Genomic DNA, 16,652 nt, shown 5'->3' with positions numbered 1-16,652 from the left:
GTCCTGCGCGGCGGCGTAGCCGCGCAGCGCCTGCCATGCCGCGCGGAGGCGTTCCATCATCGCGCCCTCCCCACTGGAAGCCACCCGGGCGAGGCGTTAAGTAAGACCCGCCAGAAGTTCGGTATTACAGGAGCGCCCATGGCCACGACGGTCACCACCAAGGGTCAGGTCACCATCCCCAAGGAGGTGCGCGAGCTGCTCGGCCTCAAACCAGGCAGCACGGTCGCCTTCGAGGTGGCCGAGGACGGGCGGGTCGTGCTGAGCAAGCTGGGCCGCCGTGGCCCGACCCGCCGTCCGCCAAGCCGCTTCGCCAGGCTGCGCGGGCGCGCCAGTGCCGGGATGACCACCGAGGAGATCATGGCGCTGACCCGCGGCGAGGGCTGAGGTGACGCTCGTCGACACCAATGTCCTGCTCGACCTCGTCACGGAGAACCCCGCCTGGGCAGACTGGTCGCAGCGCCAGCTCGAGGCGGCCGCGGTCCGTGGCCCCATCCTGATCAATGACGTGGTGTATGCCGAGCTCTCGGTGGGCTTCCTGCGGATGGAGGAGGTCGAGGAGACGCTCGCCATCGCCCAGGTCGAGACGGCGTCCATCCCGCGCGAGGCACTGTTCCTGGCCGGCAAGGTGTTCCAGCGCTACCGGGCGGGCGGCGGGACGCGCACAGGCGTGCTGCCGGATTTCTTCATCGGGGCGCATGCCGCAGTCGCCCGGTTGCCGCTGCTGACCCGTGATGTCCGCCGCTACCGCAGCTATTTCCCGACAGTCACGCTGATTGCGCCCGGTGAGTGACCGCTGCCGCAGGCGCGTCATGCCCCGCCGCCCCGCGAGAATGCGGCGAGCGTCACGGAGGGACGGCGCGCTGCGCTCATCTCCGCGCCGCGCAGCACGGCGAGCGCCCGGCCGAGTTCATCGAGGCTGCGGTACTCGACGGTCCGCCCATCGAAGGTCACGCGGGTCGTGCCGCCCGTGTAGGCCGCGGCGAGCGCGGCCGCGCGGCTGCCGGCGGGTTGCGCCAGGGCCCAGGCGAGGACGGTCGGGTCCACGCGCGGCCTCCTCCTTCAGCGCAGCCAGCCGCGGCGCGGGGCGAGCCAGCCCCTCGGGCGATGAGTATGGGGTACGCCCGGCGGCGACGGTGGAACGACATTCTCGCTGTTGGCAAGTTCGGCCGCCGGCAGCGACAGCGCATCGGCCATCCGGGCCCAGCGCCCCTCGCCCCAGCCGTCCGTGCCAAGCGCGGCCGCGGCGGCGCGCGCATAGACCCGGCAGTCCAGCGCCTCGTTGCGTTCGCGCGTCTTGACCCACTCGAGCCGGCGGAAGCCGTTGCGGCCGGCGCGCGCGACCAGCTGCTCGGCGGTGAGCTGGCGGCAGAACTCCTCGCCGGCGGCGTGGACCGGCAGATGGACATAGCCGGCGGGGAAGGGCTCGCCGCTCTCCTCCGTCGGCCGGTCGAGCTTCAACCAGCCATAGGTCTCGGCCTTTAGGAAGGACGAGCCGACGGGCCAGACCTTCAGCCCGCCGAGCTTGCGCCCCTGCCGCCGCACCTCAGTCGCCGCCGGCTGGCCGACCGCGGCGCGCAGCCCGTCCTGACCTTTCACCGCAATGGCGCGGCCCGTGCCGGCCCGGCGCACGAAGGCATAGACTTCCGCGGTGGTCATGCCGTCGCCGCTGTCGATCGCCGCCATGGCGATGGGCAGCCGGTGCCCGCTGGCATGCCGCCAGGTCTCTCCGAGCAGCTGCCGCAGCTCCTCCCACACCGCCGCCTCAAACGGGTTCCCCGCCAGCACGCGGTGCTCGATGAGCCAGGACTGGCGGTCCTGCCCCCAGGCCCAGAGGCTCGCCTCGAGGCGGTCGCGCTGCACGTCTACGCCGGCCGTCAGCAGCAGCCCGCTCATCGGCACCGTGCCCGCGGGCCAGTGTTCGCGACGGTCATAGAGCCGCTGCCAGTCCGGTGCCTCGCCCGCCTCCTGCCAGGTCTCTCCGAGGACGGTGTTCCGGAATGTCTTGATCGCGCGGTCGTCGCCCTGGGCGGCGAGCCAGAGGCGGGCGATCTCCGACCAGGGCATCCAGCCCGGCGGCGAGTAGAGCGCCGAGATGTGGAAGCCGACGGCGTGCGGGTCGGTGGCCGTGGCGGTGGCCCGCCAATCCCCCGCGGCCAGCATCGCCGCCTTGTGCTGCTCACCGATCGCCCCGTCGCAATCCTCGCAGAGATACCGCGCCGTCTCCGGCTGGCCCTCGTCCCAGACCAGCCGCTCGAAGCGCAGATGCTGGCGGTGGCCGCAGTGGGGGCAGGGCAGGAAGTAGCGCCGCTGGTCGGTCGCGAGGTACTCCCGCTCGATCCGCGACAGGCCGGCGATCGTCGGCGTGCTGACGAGGAACACCTTGCGACGCCAGCCGAAGGTGCGCGCGCGGGCCTCCGCCAGCGCGATCGGATCGCCCTCGCCCTCGACATCACCCGGATAGGCGTCGATCTCGTCGAGGAACAGGAAGCGCGCCGACATCGAGCGCAGGCCGACGGCGCTGTTCGCGCCAGTCATCACCAGCTGGCCGCCGGGGAACTCCTTGCTGAGCTGGCGATTGCCGCTGTCCCGCGAGCGGGCTGGCGCGACCCGCTCGCGGATCGCCGGCGTCTCCTCGACCAACGGATCGATGCGCTGGTCGGAGAAGCGCTTCGCCAGTTCCGTCGTTGGCTGCACCGCGAGCATCGGCCCGGGCGCGTGGTGGATGACGTAGCCGATCCAGTTGTTGCCGCACTCGGTGCCGCCGACCTGCGCGCCCTTCATGAAGACCACGCGCCGTGCCGGATGGGCCGGCGACAGCGCGTCCATGATCTCGCGCAGATAGGGCGTGCGCGCGGAGCGCCACGGCCCTGGCTCGGCGGAGCCGCGGCTGCCGAGCATCCGGTGCCGGTCGGCCCATTCCGAGACCAGCAGCGCGGGCTCGGGCGCCATGCCGTCGCGCCAGGCCTGCAGGATCTCGGCGTCGCCCTGGAAGCGGCCGAGCTCGTCGAGCAGATGCTCGCCCACCATCAGCCGACGCTCACCCGAACGTCGTGCCGCTCGGCCAGGTGCTGGCGCAGCCGTGTGTCCATCATGGTCTGCAGCCGATGCACATCGACCCCGAGCTCGGCTGCCATCTCTGCGGCGACGCGGGCCGGCCAGGCGAGGATGGCGTCCCGCTCCTCCTTGGCGAGGCGGTGCACCAGCAGTAGGGCACGCGCCTTGTCCACCAGCTTGCCCTTGCGCTCGTCGAGCCGCAGCCGGCGCTCCTGCGCCTTGAGCACCTCGTTCGCCGTGCGCGCATCGTGGAAGGTGCTTTGGGCGGCGCGCGGCAGCGGATCGGCCGCCGGCGCCATCGCGGCGACAGGCGGTGGCGTCGCTAGCCGTGATGCTGCCGGTGCGGTTGGCGCCAGCGTCGCCGTCTTGCGGACGGGGTCGCTGCTGTCAGCGAGTCGTGCCCGAACCTTCTCGACATCCCAAGCGCCATCGGCCTCGGGCGCGATGCGGCCGGCGCGCTGCGCCTTCTGCAGCGCCGTGTGGGAAATGCCGAGGCGGCGCGCCACCTCGCGCTGCGAGGCCACGCGGCCCGGCGGCGCGGTGGCGATCATGATTTGATCGAGATCCCTCGAAGATAGCAATCACCATCGCGGCGACGGCGCTTGGCTCCCGCGCGGCACAGCGCGAATGGTCCGTCACGCGATGCGGATGACGGAGCCGACCATGACCAAGCGCGAAGCCAACCAGCAGCGGAGCCTCGCCGCCTTCCTCGCGAAGAAGGTGGAGTTCGACGCCCTGCTCGCCGAACTGCAGCGGGCCAGCGACGACCACTTCGGGGCGGATCCCGAGGCGGTGCTCTGGGGCGAGACGGCCTGGCTCGCGGACGCCACCGCGAAGCTGAAGGAGGTCGTCGACCAACATTTCCGGCGCGGCGAATACCGCGCCTGACGCGCCGCGCTCCCGCACCGCCCCGACCGGGTTCCGCCCGGCGGGGCTCCCGGCAGTAGGGGGCCGAGGGTCGGCTCCCGGAACCGGAGACCACGACGATGACGCTTTCCGATACCCAGCGCGTGATCCTCATCGCCGCCGCCGAGCACCCCGAGCACCTGGCCTACCCGCCCGAGCGGCTGCCCTCCGCCGCGCGGCAGGCGGTGGCGAAGGCCCTACTGAAGCAGGACCTGGTGATCGGCGTGCACCGCCCCGCCTACGACGCGGTCGCGAAGTGGACGGTGGACGGCGAGGAGATGCTGCTGAAGATCACCGACGACGGGCTGCGCGCCATCGGCATCGACCCGAACGCGGGCGACGCGCGCGAGGAGGACGAGCAGAGCGCCGAGGCGATCGCGCGCCGCAACGCCGAGCGCCGCGCTGCCGCGGAGGCTGCCGCGCCGGTGGCCGATACGGCGCCCACGGGCGGGGAGGACGCCGCTGAGGGGGATGCCCCCGCGGAGGATCCCGAACCCGCCCAGGGCGCGCCCACGCCCGCCCCGCGCGCAAGCGTGCGCGACGCCGCCGCGGCGGTGTTGGCCGCCTGGGACGACGAGGCGAAGCGTGAGACGGACATCATCACCGCCCTCGACGGCCCGATGGCGGCCCTCCGTGCCGCGCTCGCCGGCAAGCCGCCCCGCGCCGCCCGCAAGCCCGGCGCGCCGCGCAAGCCGCGTGAGGGCACGAAGCAGGAGACGATGCTGGCGATGCTCCGCCGCAAGGAGGGCGCCACCATCGCACAGATCTGCGACGCCACCGGCTGGCAGCAGCACACGGTCCGCGGGTTCTTCGCGTGCCTCAAGAAGCGCCAGGGGATCGAGGTCCAGGTGCTGGAACGGGTCCGCCAGGTCGGCCCGAACAAGGAGGGCGCGAAGGGCTCCTTCACGATCTACCACCTGCCGGGCTGACGCGCGCCAGATACTCGGATCACGCCGCCGTCTGCCTGCCGCGGGCGGCGGCGACGTCGTCGAAGACCCGATCCCCCCCCGCCCAGCACCGCGGCCCGGCCCGTGAAGACCTGCCAGCGGCGTACCGCGACATCGACATAGCGGGAGTCGATGTCCATGGCGTAGCAGACCCGCCCCGTGGTCTCCGCGGCGATGATGGTGCTGCCGCTGCCGCAGAAGGGCTCGTAGACCGCCTCCCCCGGCGCGCTGTTGTTGACGATCGGCCGGCGCATGCACTCCACCGGCTTCTGCGTGCCGTGCACCGTCGCGGCGTCCTCGTCGCCGCCGGTGCCAATCGACCAGAGCGTCGCCTGGTCCCGCGCGCCCTGCCAGTGACCGGTCGCTCCCTTGCGCACCGCGTAGAGGCAGGGCTCGTGCTGCCAGTGGTAGTCGCCGTGCCCGAGCACGAAGCGCGACTTCGCCCAGACGATCTGGCTCCGCACCGCGAAGCCGGCGGCCTCGAGGCTCTCGATCACCGTGCGCGCGTGCACGCCCGCGTGCCAGACATAGGCGACGTCGCCGATAAACAGCGCCCAGGCCTCGCGCCAGTCGGCGCGGTCGTCATTCGCCACCTTGCCGGTGCGCATCGTGGCCGAGACGCCGGCCTCGTTCCGCCACTCGGGATCGTAGTTCACACCGTANTAGGCGACGTCGCCCGGGAACAGCGCCCAGGCCTCGCGCCAGTCGGCGCGGTCGTCATTCGCCACCTTGCCGGTGCGCATCGTGGCCGAGACGCCGGCCTCGTTCCGCCACTCGGGATCGTAGTTCACACCGTAGGGCGGGTCCGTGATCATCAGGTGCGGCCGCGCGCCGTCGAGCAGCCGCGCGACGTCCGCGGCGCTGGTGGCGTCGCCGCACAGCAGGCGATGCGGCCCGAGTAGCCACAGATCGCCGGGCCGCGTGACGGGTGCCGCCGGCGACTCCGGCGCCGGGGCGTCGGGATCGCCGCCGCCCTGCGCTGGCGCGTCCGGCGCCGCCTCTCCCAGCAGCCGGTCCAGCGTGGCGCCGTCGAAGCCGATCAGCCCGAGGTCGAACTCGTCGGTCCGCAGCGCGCGCAGCTCGGCGGCCAGCAGTCCCTCGTCCCAGGTGGAGTTGAGCGCCAGCTGGTTGTCCGCCAGACGGAACGCCCGCGCCTGCGCCTCGGACAGGTGCCCGAGCCGGATGGCGGGCACCTCCTCGAGGCCGAGCGCCTTCGCGGCGAGCACGCGGCCATGGCCGGCGATCAGCACGCCGGCGTCGTCCACCAGCACGGGCACGTTGAAGCCGAACTCGCCGATCGAGGCGGCCAACTGTGCCACCTGCTCGGTGGGATGGAGCCGGGCGTTCGCCGCGTAGGGTGCAAGCGCCGCCACAGGCATCATCTCGACGCGGAGATCAGGCAGCATCGGCCATCGCCTTACCGCCCTGCTCGGGCGCTGCCTGAAGGCTCGTGCGCGCCGCAGCGACCACGCAGTAGTCGCGGCCGTCGTCGGCCAGCGTCACCGGCAGCTCGGGATGCAGCGTCCGCCAGCAGGCGATCGCGAGGTCGACATAGGCCGGCGCGAGCTCAATGGCGCGGACGCGCCGACCCGTGCGCTGGCCGGCGAGGATGGTCGTGCCCGAGCCACCAAAGGGATCGAACACGACGTCGCCCTCGTCCGTGTAGGCGCGCATCAGGAACTCTGGCAGCGCGACGGGGAACACCGCCGGATGCTCGGTCTCGATGCCACGACCCTTGTGGCGGGTGATGCGCAGCACGCTGTCGGGGATGCGCATCTCCTGCACCGGCAGGCCGATGTGGGTTTAGGCCTTCACCTCGCCGTCGGCGGCGCGCAGCCCGCTGCCCTTGTTCGGCGTGCCGGCCCATTTGCACGGCACGATCTTGTTGGCCTGCCGCGCCTCGCGGTTGAAGTGGAAGACCAACTCGAAGGCCGGTGCGAGGCGGCCGTTCCAGTCCCCAGGCAGGCCGGGGCCCTGGTCCCAGGCGTAGAGCCCGAAGCGACGCCAGCCCTGCGCGCGCATCCAGTCGAGCCAGCCCTGCCAGTAGGGCTGCCACTCGCCCTCGCGGTGGATCAGCCCGAGATTCACCAGCACCTGCGCGTCGCGGCGCAGCGCGCCGTCGAGGTGCTGGAACACGCCGCGCATCAGCGCGTCCCAATCGGAGACGCCGCCGGTGGTGTAGTCGCGCTGGTTCCCGTAGGGCGGGCTGGTGAAAAGCAGCGCTGCCCGGTCCGCGGCCATGACGCGCGCGACGGTGCTGCGGTTCGTGCTGTCGCCGCAGGCGAGGCGGTGCTCGCCCAGCAACCAGATGTCGCCGACCCGCGCGACGGCCTGGCGCGGCGGTTCCGGCTCGGCATCCGCGGGGTCCTCTCCCGGTTCCGCGCCCTCCGTTGGCGGCTGGTTGCCAGGGGCCGGCTCGGCACCGCTGGCAACCGCTGGTGCCGGGAGGTTGCCGGCCTCGGTTTCCAGCCCGGCCAGCAGCCGCTCGATCTCGGCGCCGTCGAAGCCGGTGAGCGCCAGGTCGACGCCGCCCATCTCCTGCAGCTTCGCGAGCTCGGCCGCGAGCAGCGCCTCGTCCCAGCCGGTGTTCAGCGCGATGCGATTGTCGGCGAGGCGATACGCCGCTTTCTGCGCCTCGCTCAGCCCGGCGCGGACGATGGTCGGCACGGTGTCGAGGCCAAGCGACTTCGCGGCCAGCAGCCGGCCGTGGCCGGCGATGAGCTCGCCGCGCTCGTCCACCAGGGCCGGCGCGACGAAGCCGAACTCGAGGATGCTGGCCGCGATCTGCGCCACCTGCTCGGCGGAATGCGTGCGCGCGTTGCCGGCGTAGGGCAGCAGCGAGGCGACCGCGCGCGCCTCGACGGCGCTCGCAGACCAGGGGGCCTGGGGCATCTGCACCTGCGTGATCGTGGAATGGAGGCTGCCGCGGCTGGCAACCGTGCCGCGCTGGCAACCTGGAAAACTGGCCTGGCGCTAGGAACCTTGCGCGCTTCCGCCCCCCGCATACGCCGGGCCCAGGAAGGACCCTGCGGCTCGCGAGCCACTGTATCGATGGAGCGGCACTGTGGCTGGTGAGCCGCGGCGATCGGCGCGCCTTCTCGACGTGCCATCACCATAGCCAACTCGATTTGCGCGCCGCCACGGGGTGAATTGTAACGGCGACCCAGAAGCGCGGATCGCATTCAAGCGCTTAGGCCCATCGCGCCAGGCCGGTGCGGCTGCACTCGGGCAAGAGACAACCGACGAAGAGCGGGCGGCCCACGCCGCCCGCTCTCTTGTCACCTACCGCCGTCAGGCATCCTCTTCGTAGTAGGCGGAGTCGTCGACCGCACCCGAGGTCTCAACCTCGGGCGCCTCATAAGCAACACGACCGGCCAAGCGCCTGAAGGTCACCACCGTCGTGAACGCGATCGAGTCGCCGTGGAAGGCGCGATCCGGGTCATTCTCGCCGTTGAGAGACCCGGAGACCTGGGCGACCAGCAAGTCGCCGGTATCCTGCAAGTCCACTTCCTCGACATAGAGCTCGTCGAAGTACGCGTTTGTCGAGGCGATAGCCCCGGACATATCGTCCTCGATCTGCATGGACTGCTCTTGGATGAACGTCTCACTGATGTACTCGGCCAGATCTCGCGTGTACCAAACCTTCCCGGAGAAGTACCCGGACGTCTTCAGAAATTCGGAGATCTGCGAGGCAAGATCATCAACGCTCGTAAGCCCGGCAGGCAGTCCCTGGAGGGCCTGCACCCGCTGGTCCATGCGACCGAGATCGGGGATCAGGATTTCGGCCTGCTCAAGATCCGTGAGGGGATGCTTCGTCTCGGCTCGTAGGGCAGCTCCGCTCCCGTAGCCGAAGTACGCGGCGACGATCTCGTGAGCGTGGCCCGCCCCGGGCTTACCACCGGCCTGGATCCGATGGTTCTGGCGCAGATGGTCTGCGCACTCCTTCTGAATAGACATGGCAAGTCCCGTTCCCACCGGCGTCTTGTTGGCAGTCGCAAGCGCTTTGTGACCACCACGCGCCGGCTGAAGGGTTGCCGTTCGGGTGCTCGCACTACAGGAAAGTCGCCGCCTTTTGGGTCGCTTGCAGCCCAGGCTATCGGCTCCGGCATGAGATATAGGTCGTCGCTTGGGCTGCCTGCAAGGGTCCTGCCGAAGGTCGCGCTGGCCGAGAGTGGGTTACTGATCTGCTAGCCCAGCAGCTGCTTCAGGCCGCACGCATTCGCGGAGCCAGACCGAAGTGCATCGCGAGGATGCCGAGAGCTGCGACTAGGATGCCACCTGCGATCGGCTGCGACACCGGCCTGCCGCTCCAGCCGCGGCGCGCGGCCCATTCGCGGACCGACATCTCGAGGCCGACCACGAACCACACGCAGGAACCGGCCGGGCTGTCGTGGCCGCCCAGCGCGTCCAGCGCCTCGGCTACGCGGCGCCGGGCATCGATCTGCCGGCTCGACACGGCGTCGGCGGTGGCGCCCGCCAGCCGGATCAGCTGCGAGGTGGTGATGCCGTCCAGCGCCGCGGAGCGGAACAGCGTGCGGAAGATGCAGCCCGCCTCATGCATCTGCGCCGTGATGGTGCCGTTCGCCAGCATCTGCCCGAGCGTGTCGACAGCGCGGCGATGCTGAACGGGGCTGCCGGTCTCCGGATCGGTGTCGCGGATCGGTTCGGAGAAGTCGCCGTGCTGCAGCCGCCATTTCGAGGGCTTCGACAGATCCTCCGCCCCCGGTGCGCTCCGCCTCTGCTTGCGCTTACCGGCCATGCTCGTCCCCTCCTTGGCGGCGTCCCCAGCGCCGGCTCGCTTCGTTGATGACGGCCTGGCGGAGCCAGGGATCGGCGATGTCCTCCACGGCCAGGGCGGCGACGCCGTGCTGGTGCCAGGCAGCGGCGCGCATGGCGTCGAGGTCCACCGCGGTGGACGGGCTGCGTGCCAGGTCCAGACACGACCGGGGCGGCTGCGGCGCATCGGGCAGCCTCATGCCCGGCCACCCTGCTGGTCGGTCGCCCAGAGCAGCAAGGCGATGGCGTCTGCCTCGTTGTCGTCCGCCGGCGCGAAGCCGCGGGCGCGCACTGCCGCGATCATCGCCGCCTTGTCCGCATTCCCGCGGCCGGTTGCGAAGCGCTTGATTGTGCCGACCGGCACGCCCTCGTAGGCGACGCCGCGCTCCTCACACCAGGCCGACAGGTGCGCGAGGAAGCCGCCGTACAGATGCGCGGCGTCGGTGCCGGCGTGGGAGCGCACCTCCTCGAAGGCGATGCGCGTGAGGCCGCCGGAGAGCGCGGCCAGCTCGCCGAGCCAGCCGCGGAAGCGGAGATACCGCATGCCGCCGCCCTCGAAGCGGCTGGGACGGAAGGTGACGGTGCCGGAGGTGATGCCACCGTCCTGGCTGCGCAGCGCCCATCCAGTCGTGGTGCCGAGGTCGAGGGCGAGGACGGCGGGGCGGCCGAGGGCGACCGGCAGCGGTGCCGCGAGGGGCGGGCCGCTTGCGCCGGCGGTGGGCATAGGGAGAGTCGCGTGAGCCATGGGATCTCCGAGAGGGGATGGCTGTGGTGAGGGCGGCGACGGCGTGGTTCTTGGCGGAGCTCGCCGTCGCTGCCCGGCTTCGAGGGGCTGATCGACGCTCTGGGCGGGCCGTGTGCGATCGAGATGCGGTGCTGCCGAGGGCTGGCCGTCCATCCTTGTCCAACCTCGCCACGCCAAGTTGGACAGGAAATCTGGCGGTTAATCAGTGGCTTGGCTTGCGCCGTCCAACCTGTCCAACCTGCCGACCTCGCCCCTAAACCCGTATAGGAAAATGGATGTCTGGCCGACCTACATGCTTCGCGTATGGCTAAGGGAAAAGGTAGGACAGGTAGGACAAGGCTGGACGACCGAGCGGAAAGCCACAGAAAACCTGGCACTCCGGCTGTCCAACCTCCGGCGTGGAGGTTGGACGAGGGTGGACGGGGTTGGACGGGAGTGCCGCTGCGTCATGGCACCTGCGTCCCGGGCGCGACGTAGCGCCACTCCCGCGGCGGGGTCTTCGTCCGGTACTTCGCCCACTTCCTGGCGCGGAAGAACGCGCCGACGCGCATCTGGTCGGCGCGCGTCCACTTCGCGGCCTCGATGCCAAGCGCCTGTTCCAGCACCTCGCCGATCGAGACGTCGGTCAGCGGCTTTGCCCTCGGCACGAAGCGCTCCTGCCAGTCCTCGAACTGGCCGACGCCGACATTCACCGGCTTGCGCTCGGAGACGAGCCAGCGCTCGATTCGCGCGTCCCAGGCGTCCCCCTGGTAGCGCGCCTCCTGCGCCGCGCTGGCCTCGGCGACCAACGCGCGGTCCTCGATCCACCACGGCGCCCCGGCGCGGTAGCGCGCGACCGCCTCGGCCCAGAGCTGGTCGCGATCGCGCCGCAGCCCGTCGAGGTCGATGTGGCCGCAGCGCAGCGGCCAGAAGCGCCGGTTGCCGGTCTCGTCGCGCAGGTAGGTGTCTGGGTTCACCGTGCCGGCGAAGACGCATTGCCGCGGGACGGTGACGACGTAGCGCTCGTAGGGCAGTCGATAGCGGTCGGTGGTGCGGCTCAGGAAGGCCTTGATGCGCGAGACGTCCGCCTGGCCGATGGCGTCGAGCTCCGCCATCTCGATGATCCAGATGCCGCGCATCTGCTGCGCCGCGTCCTTCGAGCCGAGTTCGGCGAGCTCGTCGGTGAACCAGGGCTCGGAGGCCAGCACCTTCAGGGCGGTCGACTTCCGGATGCCCTGCGGCCCTTCCAGGATCAGCATGTGGTCGGCCTTGCAGCCGGGCTGCATGATCCGCGCCACGGCGGAGACCATCCACAGCGCGGCCATGCTCCGGTGGAGCGGCGTGTCCTCGGCGCCGAGGTAGGTGACGGCCCAGGTGTCGAGACGCGGCGTGCCGTCCCAGGCCAGCGCTTCGAGGTAGTCGCGTACCGGGTGGATGCGGATGTTGCGCGACACGGCGACGACACTGCGGCCGACCACCACGGGCGGGACGTTGACCTCGTGCCGCTGCAGCCACTCGGCGCAGCGCACGTCGTCCGCCTCGCCCCAGGGGCGCGGATGCACCATGCCGGCGGGATCCCAGGGCAGCGCCCGGGCGACGATGATCTCCTGGCTGAACTCGTCGAACATGAGCGCGCCGGTGAAGGCGGCTTCGAGCGACAGCGCGGTGATGACGTTCGCCTCGTTGCGCTCCGGCGCACCGCCGTCGTCGATCCGCAGCAGCGAGGCCCAGGGCGGCCGGACAGGCGCGCGGCGGACGTCGCCGGTCGCGTTCACCCGCCTGCGCAGCTCGACCAGCTGCTTCTCCAGGATCGAGACGGCGATGCCGGTCGCAGTCTTCACTGCGGCGAGGACTTGGCGCTCCGGGAGCGGGTCGAGCCGCGCCAGGGCCAGCCGGCCCAGCAGGTCGGCGAGCGGCTCGGAGTCAGGCGGGCGGGTGAGGCCGGAGGCGGCCGCGAGCAGCTCTTCCACCGTCGCGGGCGCCGCCGCGGTGGCGGGCGCTTTCGGCTCCCCGCCAGCCACCTGCTCGTAGTCGGCGGCGGTCGCCCCGCGGCGCAGGTCGTCGTTGAAATCGTCGCCATGCAGCGGAGCGACGATGCGCGAGGGGATGTCCGCGACGTTCAGCCGGTCCGCCAGCGTCGCCGCGGCCTGCATCCCGGCATGCCCGGCATCGGCGAAGATGGTGACGTGGCGGGTTCCCTCCGGCCACTGCCAGCGCCGCAGCCCGTCGACCGAGAGCGCCGCCATAGCGGGGACGTCGAACAGGGCCATGGCGGCGAGCGCGGTCTCGATCCCCTCCGCCACGCCGATCCACCCATCCTCGGGCATCGGCGACAGCCGCACCGCGCCGCCGGCGACGGGCCCGAGCATCTTTTTCCCGGGCGGCGCCTTCCCCGAGCCGTCATCCAGCAGGTAGGTGCGGTGGATGCCGCCCGTGGGCGCCCCCACGGCGTCGCGGACGATGGCTACCATCCCCGGCCAGCCGCGCCGGCTCTCGAAGTCGGCGAGGTCGGAGTGGAAGAGGAGGTCTGGGCTGTCGGGCGGGGCGAGCCCGCGTCCGCGGAGGTAGGTCTCGGCGGGCGAGCCAGCGAGCGGGACGCAGCCGGCCAGGATGCGCGCGATCTCATGGCTGTGGTCCGCGCGCGGCTCGGCAGTGCGTGCAGGCGGTGCAGGACAGTCCATGCGCGCCAGCCTCGCCGCCTCGTCGAACAGGCGGGGCTCGGGTGTGCCGGTCGCGTGGTAGACCATGTCGATCGGTCCGGCGCTCTCGCCGGTGGCGTGGTCGAAGCCCCACCCCGCGAAGCGCCCCTCCAGGTGGATCACGCAGGAGCTCTCGCCGCGGGGCGCGCGGCCCGAGAGATCCGCGCAGCGCAGCGTCCGGCCGTCCGGGGCGCGCCGGGCGTTCGGGAACAGCGCCGGCAGCCACTCCTTCGCGGTGTCCGCGAGCCGCCGCCGCACCTCCGCCAGGTCGTGCCGAACGGGCGCTAGGCCTGCGCCGTTCAGGTCGATCGGGGCCGTGGTCATGCCAGGATCACCAGCCCCTGCTCAGCGCGCGTGATGACGGTGTAGAGCCAGCGGCGCCGGTCGGGCTCGGTCCGCCCGAGCCCGTCATCCCAGACGACCACGTTCTCCCATTGCGAGCCCTGCGATTTGTGTCCGGTGATGGCCCAGCCGAAGGTCGCCTCGGTCAGCCCCTTCTTCAGCTTCCAGTCCCGGTCGTGGCGACCCTTGAAGGCGACGTGGTCCTCGAAGTGGCCCTTGTAGATGCGGAGACGCCCGCGGCTGCCATCCGCCTGGGGGGCGCCGATCCGGTTGCCGTCCTCGTCCATCACCACTGCCGAGAGGTAGTGGCTCCCCTCGTCGACGATGTCGGAGAGGGTGAGGAACATGCCGTTGATGAGGCCAAGATCGTTCTGGTTCTTGAGGCAGATGATCTTCTCGCCCGGGCCCGTGGGCAGCCATCCGCCGGCCCCGAAGCCGGCAGCGCGGCGCATGGCGTTGTTCAGCTGCAGCCGGGTCGCGTTCATGCCGCAGATCACCTGGCCGCCGCGCAGTGCCTGCTCCGGCGTCACGTCGAGCTTCCGCATCTTCCAGACGTGGTCGTCGTAGCGCCCGAAGCCGATCGGCTCGCCCTGCCGGGCCATGGTGGCGAGGCGGATGATGGCGCTCTCCGACGCCTGGCGGTGGATCTCCGTCAGCATGATGTCGGGCGCGTCCTTGGTGAACGCGCCTTCGCCCTGGATCGGCGGCAGCTGGCCGGGATCACCGAGCACGAGGATCGGCTTGCCGAAGCTCAGCAGATCGCGCGCCATCTCCTCGCCGACCATGGGACACCTCGTCGAGCACGATCAACTTCGCGTGCGCGGCGTCGCTCTTCGGATTGAGCGCAAAGCGTGGGCGCTTCATGTCGGCGACGCCCTGGCGCATCGCCTCGATCGTCGCCTCCGCCGTGGTGCGCTCGAAGCCGGTCAGCCCCCGGGCCCGGGCCACGGCCTCCTCGATCTTCTTCTCGGCGGCCTCGACCTCCTCCTCGGTTGCCTCGATGACGGAGTAGATCAGGCTGTGGATGGTGCGCGCTGGCGTGCCTTTGCGGCGCAGCACCAGCGCGGCCTTACCGGTGAAGGTGGCGGTGACGACGCCGGGCGTGCAGGGCTCGCCGTTCCCACCACCGCAGTGGTGCTCGAGGCCGAGCTCCTCAAGCGCGAAGCGCAGCACGGTGGACTTCCCGGTGCCGGCGTAGCCGAAGAGGCGGAAGACCTGCTTGCGGTCGGCTTCGCTCTGGAACCAGTGCTTGATCGCGGCGATCGCCCGGTGCTGCGTGTCGGACGGCGTGATGTCGCTCATGCAGGCGTCTCCCAGAAGCGCGTGGCGTAGGGACAGAGGCGGCACAGATAGAAGTCGGCGGCCTGCGCGACGCGCGGCGGCAGCTCGCCCGCATCGGCGGCACGCAGGATGTCGACGGCATGGTCGGAGAGCCGCTGCGCATCTGCAGCGTCGAAGGGCACCGCCTCGTGGTGCAGCGCCAGCGTGTCGCGGTTCAGCGCCGTCAGCAGCGCCACCTCGAGCTCGAGATAGGCCATGTAGAGCTGCACCTGCGCGAAGTAGATCGGCTTCGACAGGCGCAGCCCGCGCTTGACCAGGTCGGTCCAGGACTTCTGGCCGAGCGCCTTGTGCTCCCACAGTGCAGGCCAGCCGATGCCGACCTCGGGGCCGGCGACGATCACACCATCGGCGTGGCCGCGCAGCTTTCCGCCTGCCGCGACGAAGCCGATCTGGCCGCTATCCGGCCCACGGTCGCGCAGGTCGAAGCCGGCGAGCCGGAGCCAGCGGATGGACAGCGCCTCGAACTGGTGGCCGGCGTCGAAGACCCGCAGGATGTCGGCGTCGAAGTCGCGGTCCTTCGGCGCGTGGGTGATCTCGTAGACGAGCTTGCGGGCGCAGGGCTCGCCAACGCGGCTGCCACCGAGATAGTCGCGCGGCGTCTGCCGGCGATGCCGCGCGAGCAGGGCGGCGTCGATGGCGGCGTTCACGCGCGCCGTGACGGCGACGGCGCCTTCGCGGCCGTGATCGAGGCGCCCATAGACCGCGCCGGAGCCGTGGTTCAGGTCGAGCAGCACCGTCACCTCAGAAGGGGATAGGGTCGTCGAGCGGATCGCGCTCGGCGGCCTGGCGCTGCATCGATGCCTGGAAGCCGTCGACGCAGGCCTCGATGATTCGGTCGATCTCCGCCGCGCTGCGGTCGTGGAAGGGTGCGAGCAGCCCGAGCTCCTGCAGCACCTCGGCGAGGGGTCGGCGCGCGTCCTTGATCGCGCGAGACTCCATCGGCGTCTTGTCGATCACGCCGTTGGACCTCCGCGCCAGCGCGCCGCCCGCCTCGCAGCAGACCATGCTGCAGAAGCGGTGGTGCGGGAACTCGCCGAAGCGCAGCCCGTGCACATAGCCGAAGCCCTTCGCCTCGCGGCCGCACAGCCCGCAGACCAGGCGCCGGACCTGGTCTTCGGGCGTGCAGCGCGGCAGGGACGCTGGCGCTGCGGCGGGCGCTGCCCGCGGCCGGGACTGGCCCCAGCGGCGTCGTGCCATCCCGCCATCAGCCGTTCAGCCAGGTCGGGCTGCCGGCGAGCGGGGGCTGGGCGGCCGGCGCCGGGGGCTGGGCAGGCGGCGGGGCGGCGGGGCGCTCCCAGACCCGGGCCGCAGGCGCGGCGGACGCCGGCGCCGCGGTGCCACCCCAGGCCGACGGGCTGTTGCCGGCCGTCGGAACGCGAGCCGTGCGCTGGCTCGGCTGCGGCGGCAGCGCCTCGCCCGCCATGATGCGCGGGTATTCCGGCTCGCCCGGCAGCACCACCCGGTCGATTCGGTTGTTGTCGCCGTAGCGGGGGTCGTTGGCCGGCTCGACCCGGAGCTTCGCGGCGAAGCTGATGCCGTTGAGGTCGGCCAGGCCGCGCAGGATCCGCTTGGCCTTCGCCGCCTCGCTCATGTCGTGCGGATCGAGGCCGAGGGCACTGTCGATCATCGCGCGGAACATCCCCTTCGAGATCTTCCAGCCGATGGAGACGCCCTGCTCGTCGACCTTGCCGCCGGCGACGGTGAAGCTCTGCCAGAGCTTCCGCTTGCTGTGCGGGCCCGCCACAACGGTGAACTCGCAGTCGAGCATGCGCACGTCGCTGCCGGGGGTCTTCGCCGCCTTGAGCAGCTCCCGGTCGAAGGGGCTGGCGCCATCGATGCCGCCCTTGCGGATCTCCATGCGCA

20 protein-coding genes are annotated in these 16,652 nt (G+C 71.5%); 4 read left to right on the top strand and 16 right to left on the bottom strand.

Annotated elements, in window-relative coordinates:
• The first annotated feature begins 138 nt into the window (after positions 1–138).
• Both ET526_RS19390 and ET526_RS19385 read left to right on the top strand, forming a co-directional pair.
• Positions 139–384 carry an AbrB/MazE/SpoVT family DNA-binding domain-containing protein gene (locus ET526_RS19390; protein ID WP_135470379.1) on the top strand — a complete coding sequence of 82 codons (246 nt, stop codon included), beginning with the start codon at positions 139–141 and terminating at the stop codon, positions 382–384.
• 1 nt (position 385) lies between these two features.
• Positions 386–790 carry a type II toxin-antitoxin system VapC family toxin gene (locus tag ET526_RS19385; RefSeq protein WP_135470377.1) on the top strand — a complete coding sequence of 135 codons (405 nt, stop codon included), beginning with the start codon at positions 386–388 and terminating at the stop codon, positions 788–790.
• Between the two features lie 17 nt (positions 791–807).
• Here the strand turns inward: ET526_RS19385 and ET526_RS19380 are convergent, their stop codons facing one another.
• From ET526_RS19380 to ET526_RS22210, 3 genes are read right to left on the bottom strand one after another with little or no spacing between them, the layout of a single operon-like run.
• Entirely contained in the window at positions 808–1,044 is a 237-nt protein-coding gene (locus ET526_RS19380) for a phage head-tail joining protein (protein ID WP_135470375.1), read from the bottom strand.
• A 15-nt stretch (positions 1,045–1,059) separates the two neighbouring features.
• Positions 1,060–3,027 (bottom strand): phage terminase large subunit family protein, encoded by a 1,968-nt coding sequence (locus tag ET526_RS19375; RefSeq protein WP_135470372.1) that lies wholly within the window; start codon positions 3,025–3,027, stop codon positions 1,060–1,062.
• Positions 3,027–3,605 carry an elements of external origin gene (locus ET526_RS22210; protein WP_135470370.1) on the bottom strand — a complete coding sequence of 193 codons (579 nt, stop codon included), beginning with the start codon at positions 3,603–3,605 and terminating at the stop codon, positions 3,027–3,029. The genes ET526_RS19375 and ET526_RS22210 overlap by 1 nt, the downstream gene beginning before the upstream one ends.
• Before the next feature lie 112 nt (positions 3,606–3,717).
• Between ET526_RS22210 and ET526_RS19365 the strand changes: the two genes are divergently transcribed.
• Both ET526_RS19365 and ET526_RS22205 read left to right on the top strand, forming a co-directional pair.
• Positions 3,718–3,942 carry a hypothetical protein gene (locus tag ET526_RS19365; RefSeq protein WP_240048492.1) on the top strand — a complete coding sequence of 75 codons (225 nt, stop codon included), beginning with the start codon at positions 3,718–3,720 and terminating at the stop codon, positions 3,940–3,942.
• Between the two features lie 98 nt (positions 3,943–4,040).
• A complete protein-coding gene (locus ET526_RS22205; protein ID WP_240048491.1) occupies positions 4,041–4,889 on the top strand; it encodes a DUF3489 domain-containing protein in 849 nt (282 codons plus the stop codon).
• Here ET526_RS22205 and ET526_RS22720 read toward each other — a convergent pair.
• From ET526_RS22720 to ET526_RS21375, 13 genes are all read right to left on the bottom strand, one after another.
• Positions 4,871–5,722, bottom strand: a complete 852-nt coding sequence (locus ET526_RS22720; RefSeq protein ID WP_456305128.1) for a DNA-methyltransferase — start codon at positions 5,720–5,722, stop codon at positions 4,871–4,873. The two genes, ET526_RS22205 and ET526_RS22720, sit on opposite strands and share 19 nt — an antisense overlap.
• 580 nt (positions 5,723–6,302) lie before the next feature.
• Positions 6,303–6,683 carry a DNA-methyltransferase gene (locus ET526_RS22195; RefSeq protein WP_240048489.1) on the bottom strand — a complete coding sequence of 127 codons (381 nt, stop codon included), beginning with the start codon at positions 6,681–6,683 and terminating at the stop codon, positions 6,303–6,305.
• A gap of 27 nt (positions 6,684–6,710) precedes the next feature.
• Positions 6,711–7,799 carry a ParB N-terminal domain-containing protein gene (locus tag ET526_RS19350; RefSeq protein WP_240048488.1) on the bottom strand — a complete coding sequence of 363 codons (1,089 nt, stop codon included), beginning with the start codon at positions 7,797–7,799 and terminating at the stop codon, positions 6,711–6,713.
• Between the two features lie 399 nt (positions 7,800–8,198).
• Positions 8,199–8,864: a hypothetical protein gene (locus ET526_RS19345; RefSeq protein ID WP_135470366.1), complete on the bottom strand. Its 666-nt coding sequence runs from the start codon at positions 8,862–8,864 to the stop codon at positions 8,199–8,201.
• Between the two features lie 247 nt (positions 8,865–9,111).
• Positions 9,112–9,666, bottom strand: coding sequence for a DUF6456 domain-containing protein (locus tag ET526_RS19340; protein WP_135470364.1), 555 nt, complete (start codon positions 9,664–9,666; stop codon positions 9,112–9,114).
• Complete coding sequence (locus ET526_RS19335; protein ID WP_135470361.1) at positions 9,656–9,883, bottom strand: hypothetical protein; 228 nt, start codon at positions 9,881–9,883, stop codon at positions 9,656–9,658. The genes ET526_RS19340 and ET526_RS19335 overlap by 11 nt, the downstream gene beginning before the upstream one ends.
• Positions 9,880–10,428, bottom strand: coding sequence for a crossover junction endodeoxyribonuclease RuvC (locus ET526_RS19330; protein ID WP_240048487.1), 549 nt, complete (start codon positions 10,426–10,428; stop codon positions 9,880–9,882). The genes ET526_RS19335 and ET526_RS19330 overlap by 4 nt, the downstream gene beginning before the upstream one ends.
• Before the next feature lie 446 nt (positions 10,429–10,874).
• Positions 10,875–13,430, bottom strand: a complete 2,556-nt coding sequence (locus ET526_RS19325; RefSeq protein WP_135470359.1) for a VapE domain-containing protein — start codon at positions 13,428–13,430, stop codon at positions 10,875–10,877.
• The gene (locus ET526_RS22190; RefSeq protein ID WP_192898728.1) at positions 13,427–14,233 is read right to left on the bottom strand and encodes an ATP-dependent DNA helicase; all 807 of its coding nucleotides are present in this window, start codon (positions 14,231–14,233) and stop codon (positions 13,427–13,429) included. The genes ET526_RS19325 and ET526_RS22190 overlap by 4 nt, the downstream gene beginning before the upstream one ends.
• On the bottom strand, positions 14,169–14,750 hold the full coding sequence (locus tag ET526_RS22185) for an AAA family ATPase (protein ID WP_192898727.1): 582 nt from the start codon (positions 14,748–14,750) through the stop codon (positions 14,169–14,171). Before ET526_RS22185 ends, ET526_RS22190 begins: the two co-directional genes overlap by 65 nt.
• Complete coding sequence (locus tag ET526_RS19315) at positions 14,747–15,523, bottom strand: hypothetical protein (RefSeq protein WP_135470357.1); 777 nt, start codon at positions 15,521–15,523, stop codon at positions 14,747–14,749. The genes ET526_RS22185 and ET526_RS19315 overlap by 4 nt, the downstream gene beginning before the upstream one ends.
• A 7-nt stretch (positions 15,524–15,530) precedes the next feature.
• Positions 15,531–15,986, bottom strand: a complete 456-nt coding sequence (locus ET526_RS19310; RefSeq protein ID WP_240048486.1) for a DUF6511 domain-containing protein — start codon at positions 15,984–15,986, stop codon at positions 15,531–15,533.
• Between the two features lie 7 nt (positions 15,987–15,993).
• A partial coding sequence (locus ET526_RS21375; RefSeq protein WP_158295640.1) for a hypothetical protein occupies positions 15,994–16,652 on the bottom strand: 659 nt, incomplete at its 5' end.

Origin of the sequence: Crenalkalicoccus roseus (assembly GCF_004761865.1) — a bacterium.
GTDB lineage: Bacteria > Pseudomonadota > Alphaproteobacteria > Acetobacterales > Acetobacteraceae > Crenalkalicoccus > Crenalkalicoccus roseus.
This window is presented reverse-complemented; position numbering and strand designations above follow the sequence as displayed.

What these genes read in the sequence shown, in the direction of transcription:
- ET526_RS19390 (WP_135470379.1), top strand. Translation starts at nt 139, where the DNA reads ATGGCCACGACGGTCACCACCAAGGGTCAGGTCACCATCCCCAAGGAG.
- ET526_RS19375 (WP_135470372.1), bottom strand. Translation starts at nt 3,027, where the DNA reads ATGGTGGGCGAGCATCTGCTCGACGAGCTCGGCCGCTTCCAGGGCGAC.
- ET526_RS22210 (WP_135470370.1), bottom strand. Translation starts at nt 3,605, where the DNA reads ATGATCGCCACCGCGCCGCCGGGCCGCGTGGCCTCGCAGCGCGAGGTG.
- ET526_RS19365 (WP_240048492.1), top strand. Translation starts at nt 3,718, where the DNA reads ATGACCAAGCGCGAAGCCAACCAGCAGCGGAGCCTCGCCGCCTTCCTC.
- ET526_RS22205 (WP_240048491.1), top strand. Translation starts at nt 4,041, where the DNA reads ATGACGCTTTCCGATACCCAGCGCGTGATCCTCATCGCCGCCGCCGAG.
- ET526_RS22195 (WP_240048489.1), bottom strand. Translation starts at nt 6,683, where the DNA reads ATGCGCATCCCCGACAGCGTGCTGCGCATCACCCGCCACAAGGGTCGT.
- ET526_RS19350 (WP_240048488.1), bottom strand. Translation starts at nt 7,799, where the DNA reads ATGCCCCAGGCCCCCTGGTCTGCGAGCGCCGTCGAGGCGCGCGCGGTC.
- ET526_RS19345 (WP_135470366.1), bottom strand. Translation starts at nt 8,864, where the DNA reads ATGTCTATTCAGAAGGAGTGCGCAGACCATCTGCGCCAGAACCATCGG.
- ET526_RS19340 (WP_135470364.1), bottom strand. Translation starts at nt 9,666, where the DNA reads ATGGCCGGTAAGCGCAAGCAGAGGCGGAGCGCACCGGGGGCGGAGGAT.
- ET526_RS19335 (WP_135470361.1), bottom strand. Translation starts at nt 9,883, where the DNA reads ATGAGGCTGCCCGATGCGCCGCAGCCGCCCCGGTCGTGTCTGGACCTG.
- ET526_RS19330 (WP_240048487.1), bottom strand. Translation starts at nt 10,428, where the DNA reads ATGGCTCACGCGACTCTCCCTATGCCCACCGCCGGCGCAAGCGGCCCG.
- ET526_RS19325 (WP_135470359.1), bottom strand. Translation starts at nt 13,430, where the DNA reads ATGACCACGGCCCCGATCGACCTGAACGGCGCAGGCCTAGCGCCCGTT.
- ET526_RS22190 (WP_192898728.1), bottom strand. Translation starts at nt 14,233, where the DNA reads ATGGTCGGCGAGGAGATGGCGCGCGATCTGCTGAGCTTCGGCAAGCCG.
- ET526_RS22185 (WP_192898727.1), bottom strand. Translation starts at nt 14,750, where the DNA reads ATGAGCGACATCACGCCGTCCGACACGCAGCACCGGGCGATCGCCGCG.
- ET526_RS19310 (WP_240048486.1), bottom strand. Translation starts at nt 15,986, where the DNA reads ATGGCACGACGCCGCTGGGGCCAGTCCCGGCCGCGGGCAGCGCCCGCC.